Annotated in this window: 21 protein-coding genes; 12 read left to right on the top strand and 9 right to left on the bottom strand. The window is 41.0% G+C overall.

What is annotated here, in order from left to right:
- Positions 1-58 precede the first annotated feature (58 nt).
- The 3 genes from PTE_RS18645 to tyrR all read left to right on the top strand — a co-directional run bounded on the left by PTE_RS18645 (position 59) and on the right by tyrR (position 4,357).
- On the top strand, positions 59-1,456 hold the full coding sequence (locus PTE_RS18645) for a YcjX family GTP-binding protein (RefSeq protein ID WP_036849525.1): 1,398 nt from the start codon (positions 59-61) through the stop codon (positions 1,454-1,456).
- Positions 1,453-2,517, top strand: coding sequence for a YcjF family protein (locus PTE_RS18650; protein ID WP_036849526.1), 1,065 nt, complete (start codon positions 1,453-1,455; stop codon positions 2,515-2,517). The genes PTE_RS18645 and PTE_RS18650 overlap by 4 nt, the downstream gene beginning before the upstream one ends.
- Positions 2,518-2,773: 256 nt before the next feature.
- Positions 2,774-4,357, top strand: coding sequence for a transcriptional regulator TyrR (gene tyrR, locus PTE_RS18655; protein WP_036849527.1), 1,584 nt, complete (start codon positions 2,774-2,776; stop codon positions 4,355-4,357).
- Positions 4,358-4,398: 41 nt separating this feature from the next.
- Here the strand turns inward: tyrR and tpx are convergent, their stop codons facing one another.
- Positions 4,399-4,902 (bottom strand): thiol peroxidase, encoded by a 504-nt coding sequence (gene tpx / locus PTE_RS18660; protein ID WP_036849528.1) that lies wholly within the window; start codon positions 4,900-4,902, stop codon positions 4,399-4,401.
- A 170-nt stretch (positions 4,903-5,072) separates the two neighbouring features.
- Here tpx and PTE_RS18665 point away from each other — a divergent pair, with 170 nt between their 5' ends.
- On the top strand, positions 5,073-6,695 hold the full coding sequence (locus tag PTE_RS18665) for a peptide ABC transporter substrate-binding protein (RefSeq protein WP_036849529.1): 1,623 nt from the start codon (positions 5,073-5,075) through the stop codon (positions 6,693-6,695).
- Between the two features lie 15 nt (positions 6,696-6,710).
- Positions 6,711-7,694 (top strand): zinc transporter ZntB, encoded by a 984-nt coding sequence (gene zntB / locus PTE_RS18670; RefSeq protein ID WP_036849530.1) that lies wholly within the window; start codon positions 6,711-6,713, stop codon positions 7,692-7,694.
- Positions 7,695-8,045: 351 nt separating this feature from the next.
- On the opposite strand, the gene ttcA is transcribed toward zntB, so the two are convergent.
- On the bottom strand, positions 8,046-8,975 hold the full coding sequence (gene ttcA / locus PTE_RS18675) for a tRNA 2-thiocytidine(32) synthetase TtcA (protein ID WP_070974726.1): 930 nt from the start codon (positions 8,973-8,975) through the stop codon (positions 8,046-8,048).
- Positions 8,976-9,252: 277 nt separating this feature from the next.
- On the opposite strand from ttcA, the gene PTE_RS18680 reads away from it, so the two are divergent.
- The gene (locus PTE_RS18680; protein ID WP_036849532.1) at positions 9,253-9,732 is read left to right on the top strand and encodes an Hcp family type VI secretion system effector; all 480 of its coding nucleotides are present in this window, start codon (positions 9,253-9,255) and stop codon (positions 9,730-9,732) included.
- A gap of 137 nt (positions 9,733-9,869) precedes the next feature.
- Here PTE_RS18680 and PTE_RS18685 read toward each other — a convergent pair whose 3' ends face one another.
- The 4 genes from PTE_RS18685 to PTE_RS24675 all read right to left on the bottom strand — a co-directional run bounded on the left by PTE_RS18685 (position 9,870) and on the right by PTE_RS24675 (position 12,680).
- Positions 9,870-10,277: a hypothetical protein gene (locus tag PTE_RS18685; RefSeq protein WP_036849533.1), complete on the bottom strand. Its 408-nt coding sequence runs from the start codon at positions 10,275-10,277 to the stop codon at positions 9,870-9,872.
- Positions 10,278-11,279: 1,002 nt separating this feature from the next.
- Positions 11,280-11,687, bottom strand: coding sequence for a hypothetical protein (locus PTE_RS18695; RefSeq protein WP_036849536.1), 408 nt, complete (start codon positions 11,685-11,687; stop codon positions 11,280-11,282).
- A gap of 90 nt (positions 11,688-11,777) precedes the next feature.
- The gene (locus PTE_RS24670; protein WP_051477453.1) at positions 11,778-12,023 is read right to left on the bottom strand and encodes a hypothetical protein; all 246 of its coding nucleotides are present in this window, start codon (positions 12,021-12,023) and stop codon (positions 11,778-11,780) included.
- A gap of 60 nt (positions 12,024-12,083) precedes the next feature.
- Positions 12,084-12,680 (bottom strand): hypothetical protein, encoded by a 597-nt coding sequence (locus PTE_RS24675; RefSeq protein WP_051477454.1) that lies wholly within the window; start codon positions 12,678-12,680, stop codon positions 12,084-12,086.
- Positions 12,681-13,117: 437 nt separating this feature from the next.
- Between PTE_RS24675 and PTE_RS18705 the strand changes: the two genes are divergently transcribed.
- Positions 13,118-13,450, top strand: a complete 333-nt coding sequence (locus PTE_RS18705; RefSeq protein WP_036849537.1) for a DMT family transporter — start codon at positions 13,118-13,120, stop codon at positions 13,448-13,450.
- A gap of 48 nt (positions 13,451-13,498) precedes the next feature.
- A complete protein-coding gene (locus tag PTE_RS18710; RefSeq protein WP_036849538.1) occupies positions 13,499-13,804 on the top strand; it encodes a putative hemolysin in 306 nt (101 codons plus the stop codon).
- A 126-nt stretch (positions 13,805-13,930) separates the two neighbouring features.
- Here PTE_RS18710 and dsbB read toward each other — a convergent pair whose 3' ends face one another.
- A complete protein-coding gene (dsbB, locus tag PTE_RS18715; RefSeq protein WP_036849539.1) occupies positions 13,931-14,440 on the bottom strand; it encodes a disulfide bond formation protein DsbB in 510 nt (169 codons plus the stop codon).
- Between the two features lie 179 nt (positions 14,441-14,619).
- Positions 14,620-16,167, bottom strand: a complete 1,548-nt coding sequence (gene nhaB, locus PTE_RS18720) for a sodium/proton antiporter NhaB (RefSeq protein ID WP_036849541.1) — start codon at positions 16,165-16,167, stop codon at positions 14,620-14,622.
- 222 nt (positions 16,168-16,389) lie between these two features.
- Between nhaB and fadR the strand changes: the two genes are divergently transcribed.
- The 4 genes from fadR to PTE_RS18740 all read left to right on the top strand — a co-directional run bounded on the left by fadR (position 16,390) and on the right by PTE_RS18740 (position 21,066).
- Entirely contained in the window at positions 16,390-17,109 is a 720-nt protein-coding gene (fadR, locus tag PTE_RS18725; RefSeq protein WP_036849542.1) for a fatty acid metabolism transcriptional regulator FadR, read from the top strand.
- 520 nt (positions 17,110-17,629) lie between these two features.
- A complete protein-coding gene (locus tag PTE_RS18730) occupies positions 17,630-18,940 on the top strand; it encodes a D-amino acid dehydrogenase (protein ID WP_036849543.1) in 1,311 nt (436 codons plus the stop codon).
- 1 nt (position 18,941) lies between these two features.
- Entirely contained in the window at positions 18,942-20,018 is a 1,077-nt protein-coding gene (gene dadX, locus PTE_RS18735) for a catabolic alanine racemase DadX (protein ID WP_036849544.1), read from the top strand.
- Between the two features lie 295 nt (positions 20,019-20,313).
- The gene (locus tag PTE_RS18740; protein ID WP_036849545.1) at positions 20,314-21,066 is read left to right on the top strand and encodes a MipA/OmpV family protein; all 753 of its coding nucleotides are present in this window, start codon (positions 20,314-20,316) and stop codon (positions 21,064-21,066) included.
- 80 nt (positions 21,067-21,146) lie between these two features.
- On the opposite strand, the gene PTE_RS18745 is transcribed toward PTE_RS18740, so the two are convergent.
- A complete protein-coding gene (locus PTE_RS18745; protein ID WP_036849546.1) occupies positions 21,147-22,025 on the bottom strand; it encodes a D-hexose-6-phosphate mutarotase in 879 nt (292 codons plus the stop codon).
- Between the last annotated feature and the right edge of the window lie 62 nt (positions 22,026-22,087).

Below are 22,087 nucleotides of genomic sequence, written 5' to 3' on the forward strand. Positions count from 1 at the left end.
ATGGCATATTGCTTAGCTGATATAATAAAATTGTCGTAAGACCTACCATAGGACAGACATGAAACGGCTACAACATGAATTAACGGCGCTTGTTAACCGCGGGATGGATCGTCATTTACGGTTAGCTGTTACAGGATTAAGCCGTAGTGGTAAAACAGCGTTTATCACATCTTTGGTTAATCAGTTACTTCATCTCCATAGCGGTGCCCGGTTGCCGCTATTTTCCGCTGTGCGTGATGGTCGCCTGCTGGGGGTGAAACGGGTTCCTCAACGGGATTTGGGTGTTCCTCGTTTTGCTTATGATGAAGGATTGACTGCGCTTTATGGTACACCTCCCGCCTGGCCGACACCGACTCGCGGTGTCAGTGAGATCCGTTTGGCGCTTCGTTATCGTTCTCAGGATTCCCTGCTGCGCCATTTTAAAGAGACTGCCACGTTATATCTGGAAATTGTCGATTATCCCGGCGAATGGCTATTGGATTTGCCGATGTTGGCACAAAATTATTTAGTATGGTCACGCCAGATGAATGGTTTATTGCAGGGACAGAGAGCCGAATGGGCAAAACCCTGGCTGGAACTGTGTAAACAGTGCGATCCACTGGCACCGGTGGATGAGAATCTATTGGCTGCTATTGCTCAGGCATATACGGAATACCTGATTAAATGCAAAGAACAAGGATTACATTTTATTCAGCCGGGGAGATTTGTTCTGCCGGGTGAAATGATGGGGGCTCCGGCTTTACAATTTTTTCCGTGGCCGGATATCGGTCATATCACTGAGTCACAGTTTGCTCAGGCAGATCAACACACTAATATCGGTATGCTGCGTAAGCGTTTTGAATATTACTGTCAGTCGGTCGTGAAAGGGTTCTATAAAGAACATTTTCTGCGTTTTGATCGGCAAATTGTGTTGGTAGATTGTTTACAGCCATTAAACAGCGGGCCACATGTGTTTAATGATATGCGTCTGGCGCTGACACAATTAATGCAGAGTTTTCATTATGGTAAACGAACACTCTTTCGCCGCCTGTTTTCCCCATGCATTGATAAGTTAATGTTTGCTGCCAGTAAGGCTGATCATGTCACCGCAGATCAGCATGCCAATCTGGTTGCTTTACTACAACAGTTGGTGCAGGAGGCCAGACAAAATGCGGCTTTTGAAGGTATCAGCATGGATTGTGTTGGTTTGGCATCGGTACGGGCGACAGAAAGTGGAATGATTGAACATCATGGCGAAAACGTGCCGGCGCTGAAAGGACATCGCCTGACAGATGGTCAATTACTGACATTTTTCCCCGGTGAAGTGCCGCGGAGTTTACCGGGGGATGATTTCTGGCAAAAGCAGGGCTTCTGTTTCGAAGAATTCAGCCCCCGGCAGGTGAATATTGATGCACCATTGCCGCATATCCGGTTGGATACCGTGCTGGAGTTTTTACTGGGAGATAAAGTGAAATGACAGATTCCCTGAAGCCAAGAATTGACTTTGAAGACCCCTTATTGGAGTCGCAAGAACCGGTTTTAAAACCTGCTCAGATCTTTGATGGAAAAGACACGACGAATTTCTGTCCTGCTTCACCAGAGCTTGAGGCTGAAGAGTGCGAAGGCCAGGTAGAAGGAATAGTGAATGCGGCATTGAAACCCAGGCGCAGTTATTGGCGTAAAATGGTCTATGGCGCTCTGATTTTACTGGGAATGAGTGTTGTTGCTCAGTCTGTGCAGTGGATTTATCGATCATGGCAGCAACAGGATTGGATCGCGTTAGGTGTGGCAGCGGCGGGGGGAATGATAGTCTTTGCCGGTATTGGTTCTGTGGTCAGTGAATGGCGTCGTCTTTACCGGCTAAGAATGCGTGCTGAAGAACGTGATACAGCGAGAGAGTTATTGCAAAATCATGGTGTGGGTAAAGGCCGGGTATTTTGCGAGAAGCTGGCAAGTCAGGCAGGTATTGAACCGCATCATCCGGCGTTACAGCGTTGGCAGGCTGCTTTACATGATGCACATAACGATCGTGAAGTAGTGGCGTTGTACGGTAAATTGGTTCAGCCTGTTTTGGATTCTCAGGCGAGAGCTGAGATCAGCCGCTATGCGGCGGAATCAGCATTAATGATAGCGGTCAGCCCGTTGGCAATTGTCGATATGGCATTTATTGCCTGGCGCAATATCCGGCTGATTAACCGTATTGCGGCACTGTATGGCATTGAACTGGGATATTTCAGTCGTATTCGGCTTTTCCGTCTTGTTCTGCTTAATATTGTTTTTTCGGGTGTTTCCGAGGTGGTGCGGGAAGTTGGGATGGATTGGCTATCTCAGGATATCGCGGCGCGTCTTTCTGCCAGAGCTGCTCAAGGGATCGGTGTGGGGTTACTGACAGCCCGGCTTGGCATTAAAGCCATGGAGTTATGCAGGCCATTGCCTTGGATAGAAGGTGATAAACCTAAATTAGGAGATTTCCGTCGTCAGTTAATCACCCAACTTAAGAATATCCTGCCAAATAAATCTAAGAACATAGTTGATTAAATGATATATACTTTAATTCTATACTAACGCACAAAATATCCAGATAACGGCGGCATTTTACGTTATTTTATTAAACCGTTTTATAGTTAATCTTAGAATCTGTTTATTTTAGTGAAAGTTTCAAATGCTGTGTTATTTACTCCACTAAAAAACTGGATTCTTGTCAATTTTTACTGACAGAATGCTTCATATGAATAATCGTAGAGAGTAGTATTTAGAAAAATTATATGCATTAGTGTAAATAAGGTCAAAACAGATGCGCTTAGAAGTTATTTGCCATGATCGAATCGGGTTGACCCGGGAATTGCTTGATCTACTGGTATTACAGAATATTGATTTGAAAGGGGTGGAAATATCCCAAACTGGCCGGATTTATCTTAATTTTTCACCCGTTGATTTCAACATATTCCGTAGATTAATGGCAGAAATTCGCCGTATTAATGGTGTTATTGATGTTCGTACGGTCTCTTTTCTACCTTCGGAAAGAGAACACAAAGCGATGTGCGCACTGTTGGAATCTTTGCCTGAGCCTGTTTTTTCAGTTGATCTAAAAGGAAATATTGAGCTTGCTAACTCTGCGGTGTTCAAGCTGTTTGGCGTTAGTGAGGAAGAAATCTATCAAAAACCTATCGGGCAGTTTATTAGCGGTTATAACTTCACGCGCTGGTTTGAAAATAAAAATAGCCAGCATCGTGCGGAAAGGATAACGCTCAAAGGTTTGGACTACCTGATGGATATTATGCCAATCCAACTGACTGACGAAAAGCAGCAAATACAGTGTGTCGGCACGGTGATTATGCTCAAATCCGCTGCCCGGATAGGTCATCAACTGAAAAAACTGACTGTCAATGAGGGTGGCGAGTTTAGGAAAATTATCTCTGTTAGCCCAAAAATGGCTCATGTTATTGAGCAGGCCCGCAAAATGGCGATGTTGGATGCGCCACTGCTTCTGATTGGTGAAACCGGAACCGGTAAAGATATTTTGGCGAAAGCTTGTCATTTGCACAGTTTGCGCGGGAAACAACCCTTTCTGGGTTTAAACTGTGCATCTATGCCGGATGATGTCGTAGAAAGCGAACTGTTTGGTTATGCAGCCGGGGCTTATCCTAATGCCATTGAAGGGAAAAAAGGTTTCTTCGAGCAGGCCAATGGTGGCACTGTTTTGCTGGATGAAATTGGCGAAATGTCGCCACAGATGCAGATTAAGCTGCTGCGTTTTCTTAATGATGGGACTTTCCGCAGAGTAGGGGAAGAAAACGAAGTTAAAGTGAATGTCAGAGTCATCTGTGCTACACAGAAAAACTTGGTTGAATTAGTGCAGCGGGGGGAATTCCGCGAAGATCTCTATTATCGCCTTAATGTACTGACGATTATGCTTCCGCCACTGCGTGATCGTAAAGCGGATATTATGCCGCTGGTGGAATACTTTATTGAGCGCTTTGCTGAAGAACAAGGGGTACCGAAACCTAAATTGTCTCCTGAACTTTCTCACTTTTTGGCTAGTTACAGTTGGCCCGGTAACGTAAGGCAGTTACAAAATGCCATCTATCGGGCATTGACTCAGCTTGAAAATATGGAGCTGGCTCCGCGGGATATACAACTGCCGGAATTTGAAACAGAGATCTCTTTTAGTGAAGATGTGTTCAATGGTTCCCTGGATGAAATCAGTAAACGTTTTGAACGCTCGGTGTTAACGCGTCTTTACCGGCACTACCCAAGCACTCGTAAACTGGCTAAACGCCTTGGGGTATCACATACTGCGATTGCCAATAAATTGAGAGAATATGGCCTGAGTAGCAGGAAGCATTCTACCGGGCATGAATTGGATAATGATGAGTGAAATAATGCCCACATTAAGTGGGCATTATAAAATCAATGGATTTATTTCAGTGCCGCCAGTGCGCTGTCATAATCTGGCTCATTAGTGATTTCATCAACTAATTGGCTGTAGATCACGTTATCGTTTTCATCAAGCACAACGACTGCCCGGGCAGTGAGACCACTCAAAGGACTGTTGCTGATAGCAATGCCATAATCTTCAGTGAAAGTACCGCCACGCAGAGTAGAAAGAGTGACCACATTAGATAACCCTTCTGCGCCGCAGAAACGTGACTGCGCAAAAGGCAGATCGGCGGAAATGCACAGTACAACGGTGTTTTCCAGGTCATTCGCGACCTGATTAAATTTACGGACTGATGTTGCGCAAACACCGGTATCAATGCTTGGGAAAATATTTAGCACCTTACGTTTTCCGGCATAGTGGCTGAGAGAGACATCGGAGAGATCTTTGGCTGTCAGAGTAAAATCTTTCGCTTTTTCCCCTGATTTTGGGAAATGGCCGCTTACGGAAATATCATTGCCTTGAAATTTTACTGTTTGTGTCATAGTTTTCTTCCTCTGATAAATGAACCACAGCCTCCCAGTGTAGAAGAATAGTCGGCTCTTGCCCATCAAAATAGCGTCTGTGAAGTAAAATTGTCTGATTGTGTCACTTTGACAATGGCTTATAATTCGGTTCTGGAATAATTATTTTACATACAGAGCAGATTACCTTAATGCGCTATTTCAGCTTGACTTCATGTGCACTACTTATCAGTGGCTCCTTTCTCATGGCTTCTGCCTTCGCTGCGGAAGTGCCTCCTGGTACTCATCTTAATGACAAACAAGAACTGGTGCGTCATCTAAAAGACGAACCGGCATCCTTAGACCCGATTAATGCGGTGGGCTTGACTGAAGCTCAGGTTCAGCGTGATCTGTTTGAAGGGCTGGTAAATCAGGATGCGTATGGCAATGCAATTTCCGGCGTCGCGACAGCGTGGAAAACGGCGGACAACAAAACCTGGCTTTTTACCTTGCGTTCTGATGCCCGTTGGTCAAATGGGGAACCGGTTACTGCGACGGATTTTGTGTATAGTTGGCAGCGATTAGTCACCCCGGTTAATACCTCTCCTTTTGCCTGGTTTGCCGCACTGGCGGGTATTGAGAATGCGCAGGAAATTATTGACGGGAAATTGCCTGCTGTAAAACTGGGTGTTAAGGCCATTGATAAGCACATATTACAGGTGACGCTAAACCGGCCTGTGCCTTACTTCCCCAATCTGACCGCGAATTTCAGTCTCTATCCGGTCAATAAGAAAACGGTAGAAAAATATGGGAAAGAGTGGATAAAGGTGGGTCATTTGGTGGGGAACGGTGCTTTTAAATTACATGATCGGGTTGTGAATGAGAAAATCGTTCTGACGCCAAATTCTTATTACTGGGATCATAAAAAAACCATTCTGACCAAAGTCACATTCGTACCCATTAATCAGGAATCACACGCGACTAAACGCTATCTGGCTGGTGATCTGGATATTACCGAATCCTTCCCGAAAAATATGTATAAAAAGTTGCGCCATGAATTACCTGGGCAGGTTTATACGCCGGATCAATTGGGCACCTATTATTATGCTTTTAACACCCAACGTGCACCAACCAATGATGCCAGAGTGCGTAAAGCGCTTTCTATGGCGATTGACCGTAAGATTATTGCGGAAAGAGTATTGGGGACAGGAGAGAAACCTGCCTGGCATTTCACGCCGGATGTGACCGCCAGCTTCCATCCTGTGACCGGTGATATGGAACAACACACACAAGCAGAGCTGGATCAACAGGCTAAGACGTTGTTACAGGCGGCAGGTTATGGTTTGAACAACCCACTGAAACTTTCTCTGCTCTATAATAGTTCTGAAAACCATCAGAAAATTGCTATTGCTGTCGCCTCTATGTGGAAGAAAAAACTGGGTGTGCAGGTGAATCTGGTGAATCAGGAATGGAAAACGTATATTGATAACCGTAACACCGGCAATTTTGATGTTATTCGTGCATCTTGGGTGGGGGATTACAACGAACCATCCACGTTTCTGAGCCTGTTGACTTCAACGCATAGTGGCAATATTGCCAAATTCCATCAGGCTGATTATGACAAGTTGTTGCAATCTGCCAGTTTGCAAACGGATGATGCCCGGAGAAACGATGACTATAACAAAGCGGAACAGATGATTGCTGAACAGGCACCCATTGCACCGATTTATCAGTATACGAACGGCAGGTTGATAAAGCCCTGGTTAAAAGGATACCCGATCACCAATCCTGAAGATGTGGCCTATAGCCATACTATGTACATTATCAAGCACTAAAGTAAGGAGCTGGATGTGGAAACAATTTATGGTTCATCATTTAAAGATGCCGATGCAGTCTATACTTGTCAGTTTGATGGTCAAGGTGGAATGACACTGATAGAGATGAATGCATTAGCCACACCAGCTCAACCTTTCTGGCAACATCTGGATTACCGTAATCCCAAGAGTTATCGCTGGATAATAGAGACGGATTTATTACCAGAATCGGTTAAAGAGGGGCTGGCTGGGGAAAGCTTGAGGCCGAAAATAATCCGTACCGGCGATGGTACGATGATCACGCTGCGAACAATTAATAGTAATGAAAGTGAACGCCCCGATCAGCTGGTGGTGTTCCGCATTTATATTAATTCTAAAATGGTTATTTCCAGCCGCCATCGTAAAGTTCATTCCCTTGAACAGGTTTTGAATGATTTGCAAAATGGCATTGGCGCGCAAACTACCGGGCACTGGCTGGTCGACATGGTTGATGCAATCACTGATGAAGTCGGTAATTTTATTGAAGATCTTCATGACAATCTTATTGAGCTTGAAAATATGATCCTGGAGCAGCGGATACCGGGGCGGGGTGGATTGGCCTTGCTGCGTAAGCAATTGATTGTTTTGCGCCGTTATATGGCACCTCAGAGAGATGTATTTGCCCGTCTTGCCAGTGAAAAATTACCTTGGATGAGTGATGAAGATCGTCGCCGGATGCAGGAGATTTCCGAGCGTCTGGGAAGGGAATTGGATGATTTGGATGGTTGCATTGCCCGTACCGCCATTATTTCAGATGAAATTACATCAATGATGGCGGATGCGATGAATCGTCGTACTTATGTCATGTCATTATTTGCGATGGTTTTTTTGCCAACAACATTCCTGACCGGATTATTTGGCGTCAACCTGGGTGGTATTCCTGGCAATGAATATTATTTGGGTTTTAGCGTTTTTTGCTTGTTGTTATTGGGGTTGATTATATTTGTTGCGTGGTGGTTAAGACGCAGTAAATGGTTATGAAAATTAAACGATTGCTCAGAGAAATAAAACACAACTACCGGGAAATATTGCTAAAATTGGTCCTTAAATTTGAGATATATCAATACTCACCTGGCATTATTCAGGCATTATGACTCCCGCAGGTGAAAACAACGTTAAGTGATGAACGTTGTTCTCCATAATTGTAGTTTTTCTCACATGAGTCTTTATATAGAATAATTGCCCATTCTTGTGCCGATATTACTTTTTAATATCGGCTTTTTTTCATTGTTGTCATAAGCCGAATAGGGAAATAGCAAATAAAAATGGCAGTGAAAAATAAAAAGAAATTACCGCCCTGAAATATATCTGGAGCGGTATTACTAAGAATAACTATTTTACTTCGACAATATCCAGCCGTTCTGATTGATAATCGGGTTGATCTTCTATATCACTGGCGGGCTGTACCGGTAATTCTTCGCGGTCAAAAGCGAGATCACCACCATTAATAATTTCACTTCCATGAGTGATATTTTTAAAATCAAACAGATTAAAATCACTGAGATGGGATGGAACGACATTTTGAACCGCACGGAACATCGTTTCAATTCTTCCCGGATAGCGTTTATCCCATTCCCGTAACATATCTTTGATAACTTGGCGCTGCAAATTGGGTTGCGAGCCACAGAGATTACAAGGAATGATAGGAAACGTTTTGGCGGTTGCATAGCGCTCAATATCTTTCTCACGGCAATAAGCGAGGGGACGGATCACAATATGCTTACCATCATCACTCATCAACTTCGGTGGCATCCCTTTTAGTTTGCCGCCGTAAAACATATTGAGAAACAGGGTTTGCAAAATATCATCGCGGTGATGGCCTAATGCAATCTTAGTTGCGCCCAACTCGGTCGCTGTGCGATATAAAATGCCCCGCCGCAGACGGGAACAAAGAGAACACGTTGTTTTACCTTCGGGTATTTTTTCTTTCACAATGCCGTAAGTGTTTTCTTCGACAATTTTATATTCGACACCCAGTTCGTCCAGATAAGCGGGAAGAATATGCTCAGGAAAACCTGGTTGCTTCTGATCCAGATTAACTGCAACAAGTGAGAAATTAATTGGAGCGCTTTTTTGCAGATTTTGCAGGATGGACAACAGGGTATAGCTGTCTTTACCACCGGAAAGGCAGACCATAATACGGTCGCCTTCCTCAATCATATTGAAATCAGCGATGGCCTGACCGACATCACGGCGTAAACGTTTCTGTAATTTGTTCTGGTTATATTGTGCTTTCTGATCCACCACGGACGCTCTGTAAATAATGTTTAAATGGAATTTAGGGGGGAGAGTATACCATTTTTATCACCCGGCACCTTAAAAGAGTTTGTGACAGATTCCGCTCGTTTTTACCCGTTAATACTGATGAATTGACAGTTCTTTCTGTTATAGAAGCAGAGGAACACGGCTTCTGATTGACTATAGGTATTCTATATTTACATTTATATAAGATATCTAACTGTTTTTTACAATTTTATCATTGAAATATAAAGAAAGCAGTTCAGAATGAAAGATTAAGCAGAAATATAGGATAAATAGTATGGCAAATATGATTTATGTAACGATAAAAGGTGAAACGCAAGGGCTTATTTCTCAAGGATGCTCAACTCTGGATTCTATTGGTAACCGGTATCAGAATGGACATGAAAATCAAATTATGGTACTGCAATTTAATCATGGCCTGACTGTCGCGCAGAATGTAAATTATCAGCCGGTAAACTTCATTAAACCATTAGATAAATCTTCACCATTACTCATGATAGCGGCGGCTAACCATGAAAAACTGGAATTGACATTTGATGTTTATCGGACCTCACAAATAGGCTCACAAGAACTTTTCTATTCCATCTTGCTCACTGGGGCAAAAATTTGCGGTTTAAATGTTAATTATCCGCATGTTATTAATGATAATAAAGGTCAACCGGAGGAAGTTGTTTCAGTTCAGTATGTTAATATTACTTGTCGGCATTATATGGCAGGAACATCAGGATATTGCATCTGGGATGAGATGGTTTATTGATAACTATAATTTATACGCTTAGTTTTTATTTAATAATTAAGCGTGTTTTTTGAATAAACATATTAATATAAAGAAATTGTGGTTATTATAATCCTAACTCTAAAATACAATTCATACGTTTAGATTTTAGTTAGTAGTTAAGCATACTTTTCGAATAAGCCAATGACTATTGATATAAAGAAGAATACAAAACTTATATTAATGGTAATGAAATAAATTTTTATCCAATGAGTTAAACGGGAAGGTAAACTTTGAATAAAGTCGTAAGATTCTTGGTACATGTATTTGCTATCAGGTTTATTTATTCTCATTCTTTTTCCAGTTAATAACATGTAGAAAAATGTAGCAACCTGAAACTGACCATAAACACCTAGAAATCGGCCAATATTCACGCCTGTCGACAAGCAAAGCCCTTTTCCTATATATAATTCAATAATTTCATCCATTTTTTTCTGATTTATTTTGTAAATGGCTATAGATATAACGAGAAAAAGAATGGCGGAAATATAAGAAATAAGTAAGATGGTAAAAGTGGTTCTATTCATATTATTATCCTATTGAGAATTTAACAGATTTGATTTTTCTTAGTTTTTACTTTAGAAATAAACGTATTTCATAAATAACTCCATAGTTATTGGTGTGGAAAAAGATAATAAAGAGGGAGTAATATAGGTGTCTGTTATTATGATAGATTTATACATTGATAATCCTCAGTGAATTTTCTATTTTAAAATAAAAATACTCTTGGTTAATAGTTTCTCAGGTGTATTTGAAACATAAAGCAAATAATATTGCAAAGGCGAAGGATAACAGGCTGATAGAGATAGTTAAAATATAAATTTTCAACCAATTTGTCATATTTTTAGGTAATTTTTCAATAAAATCATAGGACTCCTTATACATATATTTACTATCTTTTTCATTTATTCTCATCCTCATACGATTCAATAATTTTATCTATCTTCTTCTGATTTATCTTGTAAATAGCTACTGATATAATAAAAAATCCAATAAAGAAAATATAAGAGATAACAATGATGAGAGGAATTATTCTGTTCATGTTAATTTCCTATCGGTCATTAAATTAATAGGGTTTGCTTTATGTATTCGTTAACCACTTGTATAACAAGACAAGTATACTACTTAATGTGAATAAGAATAGAGAAATAGAAAATGAATAATAATAGATAATTATTATTGAAGCGAATTTTTTAGGTATATTCTTTGCTAACTCATATGCTTCTTGCGGTATGGAATTACCTATGTAAACATAAGACATGATTGTTTTTCTTCCAGTTATTATCTGGTAGAGGAAACATGATAGATAATAACTGTCAAAAAAACCAAAAAAAGATGTTGCATATATAATTTGTGGTATAAAAAAGCCCTCCTGTGTATATTTTTCTCTGATTTCTGTGAAAGCCTTCTTATTTATTCCATAAAAAATCAATAAAAATAATAGCAAAAATATGCTGATTGAAAATAAAGAAATCATGATACAGTTAATTGCGTTAGTTAGAATATTCATATTATTCACTTGTGGTCTCTCAGAAGTATTTGAAATATAAAACAAATATCATTCCAATAGCAAAGGATAACAGGCTGGTAGAGATAGTTAAGATATAGATTTTCAACCAATTGGTCATGTTTTTCGGTAATTTCTGAATAAAATCATAAGACTCTTTATACATATATTGACTATCTTTTTCATTTATTCTCATTTTCTTGCCGATTAATAATTGGTAAAAAAACACTGCGACATAAAATTGACCATGGATACCCAAAAACCGGCCCAATTTTACACTTGTTGATAAATAAAGTCCTTCGTTAATATATGATTCAATAATTTTATCCATCTTTTTCTGGTTTATTTTATAAATGATTACAGATACAGCAAGTGAAGTAAGAAATAAAATGTAAAGGATAAGCATGATAGTATAAATTATTCTATTCATATTAATCTTCTATTAAGTGTTCAACAATGAATTCACTAAAAAATTCTCCACCTTTACTTCCAATATAGCCTCCTGTTAGTCCGCCTCCAGCTACGCAGAGAAACCTCCCGTTGCCGCTCCAAGAGCGAAACATGCCGCACCTGCTGCTATACCGCCATAATATCCTCCTGCCATCCCACCTCCCGTTCTACCAGCAAATTTACTATATTCCTTAATTGCCACTTTTTCACATTGTCCTGATTGTCCATAATTACAGGCATCAATAACTTGTCCGGTGGTATCAATAAAATCCAGACCAATCGCAATACGACCACCGTATTTCATCCATTTAACCATTTTTGCACTTTGGATAATTGTTTGACTATATCCCTTTATTGCACCAATCCCTGCTTTATCTCATTGATGAGCAATGGATTTAGTTGATAACTTTAGTGCATGTTTTAAGTTAGGATGTTCTTCGATTTTTAAAGAAAGTCGCCCAACTTTATTCAATAGTCTCTTTAGGTTACCCATGATCTTCTGTCTTTCTAGATAAAAATCGGGGCTGGCATACTTCTGATTTAGCCCATTTAACCTATATTCTTTCTGATAAAGAGACTGTAACCTTGACAGGTTTTTATTAATTTCAGAAAAATAGCTTTCACTCAGTGATGAAGCGGTGCTGATAAGCGTCCCACCCTGATCCAGTAAATAATGAAACAGACCAAAATGACGATGCAAAAATGTGGCATATTCATCAGGCAAGGGAGCAACGGATTGATTTATTTCATACTGAGATTGCTTTAAGAGCTGCATTATATGCGGCGGATTATAAGAATCGGGATCGGCAACAAGCAGGATCTGCCCTGGTTTTAGGAATCGGTTGTCTGAGTTCAGCGCCATAAAATAATGAGCTGCTTCGCTATTTGAATGGCTGAACAGCAGGTTTGCCTGAAAGCTTAATCCTCCGGGTTGTTGTACTACACAGAAACCGGGTTGAATGTTCCTCTCCATACTATTTTGCCTCTCAAAGCATTTTGAAATAAGATTACTCGAATTCAGACAGTATAAGTTTATTTTAGTTTCACGATTATTGCTTAATCAGATAATAGGATTATTTTTAATTTATAAATATATCGGTTCTTAATCTCTCGACGCTATATTTCATCAGGTGATGGTAAAGGTTATCGCGCTGAATGATTTTGGTCTGAATCGCAAAACTGGAAGCTATCATTAGCACTTTTCCATATTTCTTGTAAAATCTTTACAACGATCTTCTTGTCATCAGGACACTTCCACGGGCACGCTGTAAATAATGTTTAAATTGGATTTAGGGAACGAAATATATCATTTTTGTTACGTTACTCTTGCCAGAATTTGTGATAGATTCAGCTCGTTTTTGTCTATTAGTATTGTTCAATTTATGTTTTTCTGTTATAGAGAGTAAAGTTATGAATGGATTTGTATATTTAGCAATGGCAATTGTTGCTGAGGTTGTGGCAACCGCTTCATTAAAAGCTTCCGATGGGTTTAGTAAATTATTCCCTTCTATACTGGTCATTGTTGGATATGGCATTGCTTTCTGGGCATTATCTCAGGTAGTTAAAGTTGTGCCATTGGGCGTTGCCTACGCGATATGGTCTGGTCTTGGTATTGTGCTGGTTTCTGTTGCGGCGATATTTTTATATCAGCAGAAGTTGGATTGGGCGGCGATGTTAGGTATGGCGCTTATCATTGCGGGCGTTATGGTAATAAATTTGCTTTCTGACAGCGGTGCGCATTAATTAATGATGCTGCATGGTTTTCCCTGAATTGTTTTTCGGAGAAGAGATATGTTAAATATCGACGATAAGAAAGGATTCAACAAAGCCTTATTAGGAGGAGTACTCTTTAATTTTGCTTTATTGGCTGGCTGTAGTAGCCAAACAGGGAAAACATTTGTCCAATATCAGGCGATGCAATATTCTCCGCCAGAAATTGGTCTTGGAATTAATGCCAGAGCAACGTGTATTTATGCAGGTGGTACACCCGCATTAGCCGTACAATTAAATGGTACACAAACACCGGTTTGCCAGTTGGTAAATGGCAAGCGTTGTAACGAAAGGGCGTTGCTGCAAGGTTCTTGCGCACCAATTTAAGGTTGAAGCAACTGCCTGTTATGAGCAGGAACATGCCGTTGGGATCACTGTGGTAGACACCTTTAGGCATGATTCTGCGAGTATATTGGATTCACCAGCCAACCGTTTTAGCGTCTGAATGGGCAATTATTTCCGATTAAAAAATTGGCTGACCAATACTAATACAGCAACAACCAGATAAGCGGCAAAAATACCGACTAACCATTGTGGCATCTCTAATGACAGAAATTGCCATTGTCTTGCTGAACAGTCACCGGAGGCTTCAAACACCGAAGGGAGCCATTTATCTAATGCCAGCCATGAAGGAAAGTTTACAAAAAAATCACATGTATTAAATGGGGAAGGATATAACTGGATCATCGTATGTTCCCATGCCAATTGCAGGCCACGCCAGGCACTGTAGATCCACAAAATAATAGCCAACCAACGTAACGGCGTTTTTGGTGCGATCGCGCCCAGTAATCCAGCACCTAACACACCAAACAGAGCAACCCGCTCATAAATACACATCACACAGGGCTGTAATTTCATCACGTGCTGAAAATATAAGGCTGAACCTTCCAGTATCAAGGCAATAAAAGTCATTAACAGCCATGCGTTTCGTCCTTGGGAATAGTGGTTTAAAAATCGCATCATGTCCTTTTTTCCATGCAGATAAGATAAATAATTGAACGTCTATTTTGCCGCCTAAAATGGAACAAAAAAAGTCAATTAAAGTAAATCTGTTTTTTCGGGTAAAAAATAAAGTCGGATTGAGCGTAATTTGCGTTCAATCCGGTGTTAGTAATAACGTTATGAAATAAATTTGTGGCCGACTATGCCAAAGCGATTAAACCCCAATGAACCATGATGTCAGTCACCGGAATTAACAGAAATTCCACACATAGTAAACCGACCAGTGTCATCACGATGGTATAGGGTAATGCCATCATGACCATGCGGCCATAAGACAGACGGATTAAAGGTGATAATGCCGAGGTCAGCAGGAACAGGAATGCGGCTTGTCCGTTAGGTGTTGCGACAGAAGGCAGGTTAGTACCGGTATTAATGGCAACAGCTAGATATTCATATTGTTTATGTGAGATCAGCCCTTCTTGCAGTGCTGCTTTGGCTTCATTGATATAAACCGTACCAACAAACACGTTATCTGACACGGCTGAGAGCAGGCCATTAAACAGATAGAACAGAGAAAGCTGAGAAGTTTCTGAAGCTTGCAAGACGAACTGAATAAATGGTGTAAACAGTTGTTGGTCAACGATCACGGCAACAATGGAAAAGAAAACCGTTAATAATGCCGTGAATGGCAATGCCTCTTCAAACGCTTTGCCCAGCGCATGTTCTTCCGTGATACCGCAAAAAGAGGTGGTCAGAATGATAACTGACAGACCGATCAGACCAACCTCTGCCAAATGAAATGCCAGAGCGACAATTAACCATAGGCCAATCAGTGCCTGAGCAATAAGCTGCGCTTTTTCCTGGCGGGTTCGTTTTACGCTGGTTTTTTTATCATAATTTTCCAGTACTTGCCGGACACGTTCCGGCAATTCTGCACCATAACCGAATATCTTAAAGTGTTCGACCAGAAAACAGACCAGCAGTCCACAGATAAAAACAGGCAAGGTAACCGGAGCCATGCGAATAAAGAAGGTGACGAAATCCCAGCCAACATTTTTGGCGATAATCAGATTTTGGGGTTCTCCCACCATGGTCATCACACCACCGAGCGCAGTCCCTAAACCTGCATGCATCATCAGGCTGCGTAAAAAAGCACGAAACTGGGCGAGCGTTTGTTTCCTTTTCTCTGCATCAATGTGACGATCATTATTCGGCTTCAGTGCATCATGCTGATCAGAGATAAAATTGTTATAGATAGAATAGAAGCCAAGGGAAACACTAATAACCACGGCGATAACCGTCAGGGCATCAAGAAATGCCGAGAGGAATGCACTGGCTAAACAAAATGCCAGGGCAAGCATCCGTTTAGATTTTATGGATAGAAGGAGTTTAGTGAACGCAAATAATAATAGCTGCTTCATGAAGTAAATTCCTGCAACCATAAATATCAGCAGCAGAACAACTTCCAGGTTATTAGCAATTTCATGACCAATTTGTTGAGGTGAGGTCATGCCGATGAGGACCGCTTCAATTGCCAACAGGCCACCGGGTTGTAACGGGTAACATTTAAGTGCCATTGCCAACGTAAAGATAAATTCGACAACCAGCAGCCAGCCGGCAACAAATGGGTTGATGAAGAAGAATACAAGCGGATTGATGATGAGAAAAACGATGATAGCTAACTTATACCAATTCGGCGAGTTGCCGAGAAAGTTTTTTATCGCCGCTTTCCAAATATTGGTTTCCATGGTAATTAAAATTCCTCTAAATTCGTAAAGTCGTGTTCTCTAAACAATAGTACGCTTTAATACAAAATATTTTAAGGGAGATGAAGCACAATTAAACAATTCGTGTGCTTTTTTCGTGACCGTTTTTGCGGTTTCTAGACTAGACAGCTATATTGGAGGGGCGCATTCTGATATAATTTCATCTATTATTAGTTGAAAAATTCACGTTGGAATAACAAAAATATGGTCATTAAGGCTCAAAGTCCCGCAGGTTTTGCGGAAGAATATATTATTGAGAGTATATGGAACGGCCGTTTTGCTCCTGGCTCTATTCTTCCAGCAGAACGTGAATTATCTGAGTTAATTGGTGTAACAAGGACTACCCTGCGTGAGGTATTGCAGCGTTTGGCACGTGATGGTTGGTTAACTATTCAGCATGGCAAGCCAACAAAAGTGAATAACTTTTGGGAAACATCAGGTCTTAATATTTTAGAAACACTGGCTCGCCTTGATCACGATCGCGTTCCTGAATTGATTGATAACCTGCTGGCCGTGAGAACGAATATTGCTGCAATATTTATTCGTACGGCTTTTAGGCATAATCCAAGTCAGTCATTGGAAGTGTTGGCAAAAAAAGAGAATGTGGAAGATAACTCAGAGTCTTTCAGCGCTCTGGATTATGATATTTTCCGTGGTTTGGCTTTTGCTTCAGATAATCCAATTTACGGCCTTATTATCAATGGGTTAAAAGGGTTATATACCCGTGTAGGGCGTTATTACTTCTCTAATCCTGAGGCACGTAAATTGGCATTGAACTTTTATCAGCAGCTGGCGACGTTATGCCGTGATAAATCCTACGATAAAGTCATGGAATGTGTGCGTAACTATGGCAAAGAGAGCGGTATCATCTGGCACAGTATGCAAAGTACGATGCCAAGTGATTTAGCTGAAGTTTGTCGTTGATACCCCGTCAGTATTTTTACTTAATGCCAAGTCTTAATCCAATTCATTAGTTTCAAATCAGAACTATTTTGAATTGACCCGGGTCAGAATGCGCTGCCCCGGGAATTTTGTTGTTTTTTTCCTCATATCTTAAGGCAATCACAAGGTGTCAATTTTAGAATATTATTCCAAAATTATGGATTTTTTTTGGACTTTTATTTCGATTAATTGATGGTTATTGGTATCTTGTGGTTGTTTAATTGAATCATTATTTTCGCTGAAAAACTAAGAATAATTACTGGATATTCAATAGTTATCTTACGACATGAATCGTAATTTTTATTTTAATTTCATCATCTTAGTACCATTTTTTGTTAGTTGCTTGTATACAGGCAATAAATATTCTTGTTGCATAAATGTAATATTATTGTGACCTAAATCATAAATGTAGATTATTGACGTTACCGAGGATTGTCCTATATTGGTTTTTTTTAGGCAGCATATTATGCTTGGCTAAATTTTTAATCATCAGGGGACCATGATGAAAATCCTTGTTTTAGGTAGCGGCGTTATTGGTGTAACCAGCGCCTGGTATTTGGTACAGCAAGGTCATGAAGTAACTGTTATTGATCGTCAGGGAAGTGCTGCTCAGGAGACCAGCGCGGCGAATGCCGGTCAGATTTCGCCGGGATACGCGACGCCGTGGGGAGCGCCGGGCATTCCACTGAAAGCCATTAAATGGATGTTTCAACGTCATGCTCCACTGTCTATCCGTCCTGATGGTTCGCTGTTCCAGTTACGTTGGATGTGGCAGATGCTGCGCAATTGTGATGCAAATCACTATGCAACCAATAAAAGCCGGATGGTACGGCTGGCAGAGTACAGCCGCGACTGTATCAAACAGTTAAGGGCCGATACCGGTATTCAATACGAAGGTCGTCAGGGGGGCACGCTTCAATTATTCCGCACCAATAAGCAGTTTGATAATGCGATGAATGACATCGCGGTTCTTGAACAAGAAGGTGTGCCTTACAACCTGTTAACGGCAGATAAGCTGGCGACAGTCGAACCGGCATTGGCCCATGTTGCTCATAAACTGACGGGAGGCTTACAGTTACCGAATGATGAAACGGGTGATTGTCAGCTTTTTACCAAAGAACTGGCAAAAATGGCAGAAGCGGCTGGGGTTACGTTTCTGTTTAATAAACAGGTCAAACAGTTGCTGGTAGAAGGGCATCGTATTACGGGTGTCCAGTGCGAAGATGGCGTCATGACGGCAGACAGCTATGTTGTTGCGATGGGAGCCTATTCCACTGAACTGTTGAATGGTCTTGTCAAAATCCCGGTATATCCATTGAAAGGTTATTCATTAACTATGCCGATTGTAGATGCAGAACGGGCTCCGGTCTCGACTGCGTTGGATGAAACATACAAAATTGCGATCACCCGGTTTGACAATCGTATTCGTGTTGGCGGCATGGCAGAAGTTGTGGGCTTCAATTTGAATGTGCTTAAAACACGTTGTGAAACATTAAAAATGGTCGTGCAGGATCTCTATCCGGGAGGGGGCGATATTGCTCAGGCTAATTTCTGGACGGGCTTACGGCCAATGACACCCGATGGGACTCCAATTGTTGGTCCGACTGAATATAACAATCTCTACCTCAATACAGGGCACGGCACGTTAGGATGGACGATGGCATGTGGTTCCAGTCAGTTACTGGCGGATCTTATTTCAGGTAAGAAGCCCTCCATTGCATCTGATGATTTGTCAGTATTCCGTTATATTAATGGTTTTAATACGAAATTGGGGCCATTGGGCCATCAATTGCACACTGAACTGAGGAACTGATATGCCACGTCCGATTTCGGCAACGATCCATCTTGATGCGTTGAAAAATAACCTGGCTATTATTCGTAATAAGGTCGGCAATAGCAAAATCTGGTCTGTAGTTAAAGCAAATGCTTATGGGCATGGTCTGCGTTGTTTATGGCGGTATCTCGATCAGACAGATGGATTTGCTTTACTTGAGTTTAATGAGGCCATTTTATTGCGGGAACAGGGTTGGCAGAAGCCGATCTTGCTGTTGGAGGGTTTTTTCAAACCTGAAGATTTGCCGATAATTGATCAGTATCAGTTGACAACAGTGGTGCACAGTCATTGGCAACTTAAAGCAATAGAGATGGCTAATTTGAGTAGGCCAATCGATATTTATCTAAAACTAAACAGCGGCATGAATCGATTGGGTTTCCCTGCGGATCAATATAGAGAGATTTTATCGCTGGCAAGGGGTATCCGGCAAATTGGGCAAATAACGTTGATGTCGCATTTTGCGAATGCAGATAATAAAGAAATCGGCGTTACTGAACAACTTAACGTTATTAATTCAGTCAGTCAGGGGTTGGATATTGCTCAATGTTTGGCTAATTCAGCCGCTTCTCTGTGGTATCCGCAAACGCATCGGGATTGGGTACGTCCTGGTATTGTGCTTTATGGCGCTTCTCCTAGTGGAAAGTGGAAAGATATTGCGGATATTGGGTTGAAAGCCGTGATGAGTCTGCAAAGTGAGATTATTGCTATTCAGCATCTCAAGGCTGGGGAAAAAATCGGTTATGGCGGTAAATATACAGCATCAGGTCCTATTAGAGTCGGCACTGTTGCCTGTGGTTATGCTGATGGTTACCCCCGTAAAGCAATGACAGGAACACCGGTTATTGTCGATGGCGTCAGAACTCAGGTATTAGGGGCAGTATCAATGGATATGTTGTCAGTGGATTTAACACCTTGCCCGCAGGCCCAAATTGGCAGCCCTGTCGAACTGTGGGGGCAAAACCTGCCGGTGGATGATGTGGCAGAGATCCCTGGCACTATTGGTTATGAATTGTTGTGTGCATTGGCGGATCGGGTCCCGGTATCTATATGTCGTTAAATATCAATGTCGTTAAAATCAGACAGGACGGTTTTGCTCTAATAAAGGGAATGATAAATAATAATTTATTGCTGGTATTATTATAGAATATAAGTTATCGATTTCACTAAATTAATATATCTGTGTTTTACCTATAATTTGTCTGTTTTTGCTAGGAAAATTAAGCAGAATTTAGACATATAGTGCTTTTTGGACAAAAATACTACGTTATTACTTGGAAATAAGGGAAATGATCTTTTACACTTACACTTGATAATAGCCAATCGCATAATTGTTTTATAGGAAATAGTTAATAATGATCAACAAAGCAAAAGTTCTAGCGGCAGCCATCACTTTTTGTTTTTCTTCATCGGTAGCTTATGCAGGGCAGTGGTCAGTTGGCGTATCTGTTCTGGCTCAGTCACTACCTTATAAGGGAGTAAAGAGCGAAGATAAAGTGCTACCTGTTCCAATGGTTAATTATGAAAATGACAATTTCTATTTTCATACTTTAGCTGCTGGATATTATTTGTGGAACGAACCGAAAGATCAATTATCTTTAGACGTGTATTATTATCCTCAAAGTTTCAGTCCAAAAGACAATGAAGATAAGCAGTTGAAAAAGCTGGATAAACGTCGCGATACTATGATGGGTGGTTTTAGTTATCGTCATAATGAAGATTGGGGGACATTACGTAGTGCTTTTGCGGTGGATACTTTAAGTAAAAGTAAAGGTATTACGGTTGACCTGGCTTATTTATATGACTTTGACATGGGGAGTTGGTCATTACAACCAGGGTTAGGTGTGGTCTGGAATAGTAAAAAACAAAATCGTTACGAATATGGTATTAAGGAGAGGGAATCACATCGTAGCGGGTTGGAAAAATATACTCCAGGTGATAGCTGGACTCCTTATTTGGAATTATCTGCCAATTATGAATTTAGTCAGAAATGGTCTGCATTCATGATGGGGCGTGTTGAGTGGCTACCGAGTGAAATTAAAGATAGCCCAATGGTTAATAAATCATATTCAAGTATTGTCTGGACAGGTATTACATATAGTTTTTAATTACCCGAAACGATAATACCGGATAGAGACTGAGTCCACCGGATTGTATTCAGTCTTTTTTGTGGCTTTTTTTGAGATATTTACTGATGGTCTTTCCGGCAACGAATGACAACCGAAATGTGGGCTGGGCTATCATCTTTGGCAATTAACGGTTTATTTATACGAGCTGTTTCTACACAAATCATATTTTTGTAACCTTCATCACACATATCTTTCATATTATTCGATAATTCAGCGCCTGGATTCCAGCATACAACATCACTGTGATGGTAATGGTGAATTTCAATGGTTCGTTTCAGTGAGTTATCTCTTATCAGATTAAAATCTTCTGGCTCTGTATAGATGCGATCAGTACGGCCGGTGAAAATAAGATCTTCTCCTGTTGTGTATTGCTCTTTGTCAGCAACAGTATCAATAAAATGTTTACCCAGGCCACTGACTGAAATTTGATTAATATTGCCTACATTCAGGTAAGTGTGCAGGGCGCAGGTTGCCTGATAATCACCATAGGCTTCCAGCTCCACTTCACAGGTTTCACACAGTTTAAAACGGGCAATCAGGGTAAAATCATAAGGCCACAATTTACGGCTATATTCATTGCCTTTCAGCATGAAAGTTAATATTACGCCATTTTCATGTTCATTATGTGCACTAAATTCCCAAGGAAGCGTTCTGGCAAAACCATGTTTTGGTGCTCCTGTGGGGCCAAACCAGGGCCAACAAATAGGAATACCCCCGCGGATAGCGGTGCCGGCTTTAAATGCTGTTTTCCTGCTCAACCACAATCCCGGTTCTTCATCACAGGGTTGCCAGGCGATAAGGTGCGCCCCTTGCAGGCTGATTGCGCCCCGAACTTTAGGATGAGATACGACTATCAATGGGAAGCCATCTATATTCCGTTGACTGATAGAAGGGGAGATCTGTTCTGCAACCGGTAATGCAAAAATTTTATCGTTCATGTGTCATGACCTTATGAACCCAAGGCAGTCATATTGCATGGCCCAAGAATAACGCATGTTGT

The organism is Photorhabdus khanii NC19, from assembly GCF_000517265.1.
In the GTDB taxonomy this organism is placed as follows: Bacteria; Pseudomonadota; Gammaproteobacteria; order Enterobacterales; family Enterobacteriaceae; genus Photorhabdus; species Photorhabdus khanii.

Excerpts from the sequence above, each read along its gene's own strand:
- PTE_RS18645 (WP_036849525.1), top strand. The coding sequence starts at position 59 with ATGAAACGGCTACAACATGAATTAACGGCGCTTGTTAACCGCGGGATG.
- PTE_RS18650 (WP_036849526.1), top strand. The coding sequence starts at position 1,453 with ATGACAGATTCCCTGAAGCCAAGAATTGACTTTGAAGACCCCTTATTG.
- tyrR (WP_036849527.1), top strand. The coding sequence starts at position 2,774 with ATGCGCTTAGAAGTTATTTGCCATGATCGAATCGGGTTGACCCGGGAA.
- tpx (WP_036849528.1), bottom strand. The coding sequence starts at position 4,902 with ATGACACAAACAGTAAAATTTCAAGGCAATGATATTTCCGTAAGCGGC.
- PTE_RS18665 (WP_036849529.1), top strand. The coding sequence starts at position 5,073 with ATGCGCTATTTCAGCTTGACTTCATGTGCACTACTTATCAGTGGCTCC.
- PTE_RS18680 (WP_036849532.1), top strand. The coding sequence starts at position 9,253 with ATGGCAAATATGATTTATGTAACGATAAAAGGTGAAACGCAAGGGCTT.
- PTE_RS18685 (WP_036849533.1), bottom strand. The coding sequence starts at position 10,277 with ATGAATAGAACCACTTTTACCATCTTACTTATTTCTTATATTTCCGCC.
- PTE_RS18695 (WP_036849536.1), bottom strand. The coding sequence starts at position 11,687 with ATGAATAGAATAATTTATACTATCATGCTTATCCTTTACATTTTATTT.
- PTE_RS24670 (WP_051477453.1), bottom strand. The coding sequence starts at position 12,023 with ATGGTTAAATGGATGAAATACGGTGGTCGTATTGCGATTGGTCTGGAT.
- PTE_RS24675 (WP_051477454.1), bottom strand. The coding sequence starts at position 12,680 with ATGGAGAGGAACATTCAACCCGGTTTCTGTGTAGTACAACAACCCGGA.
- PTE_RS18705 (WP_036849537.1), top strand. The coding sequence starts at position 13,118 with ATGAATGGATTTGTATATTTAGCAATGGCAATTGTTGCTGAGGTTGTG.
- PTE_RS18710 (WP_036849538.1), top strand. The coding sequence starts at position 13,499 with ATGTTAAATATCGACGATAAGAAAGGATTCAACAAAGCCTTATTAGGA.
- dsbB (WP_036849539.1), bottom strand. The coding sequence starts at position 14,440 with ATGATGCGATTTTTAAACCACTATTCCCAAGGACGAAACGCATGGCTG.
- nhaB (WP_036849541.1), bottom strand. The coding sequence starts at position 16,167 with ATGGAAACCAATATTTGGAAAGCGGCGATAAAAAACTTTCTCGGCAAC.
- fadR (WP_036849542.1), top strand. The coding sequence starts at position 16,390 with ATGGTCATTAAGGCTCAAAGTCCCGCAGGTTTTGCGGAAGAATATATT.
- PTE_RS18730 (WP_036849543.1), top strand. The coding sequence starts at position 17,630 with ATGAAAATCCTTGTTTTAGGTAGCGGCGTTATTGGTGTAACCAGCGCC.
- dadX (WP_036849544.1), top strand. The coding sequence starts at position 18,942 with ATGCCACGTCCGATTTCGGCAACGATCCATCTTGATGCGTTGAAAAAT.
- PTE_RS18740 (WP_036849545.1), top strand. The coding sequence starts at position 20,314 with ATGATCAACAAAGCAAAAGTTCTAGCGGCAGCCATCACTTTTTGTTTT.
- PTE_RS18745 (WP_036849546.1), bottom strand. The coding sequence starts at position 22,025 with ATGAACGATAAAATTTTTGCATTACCGGTTGCAGAACAGATCTCCCCT.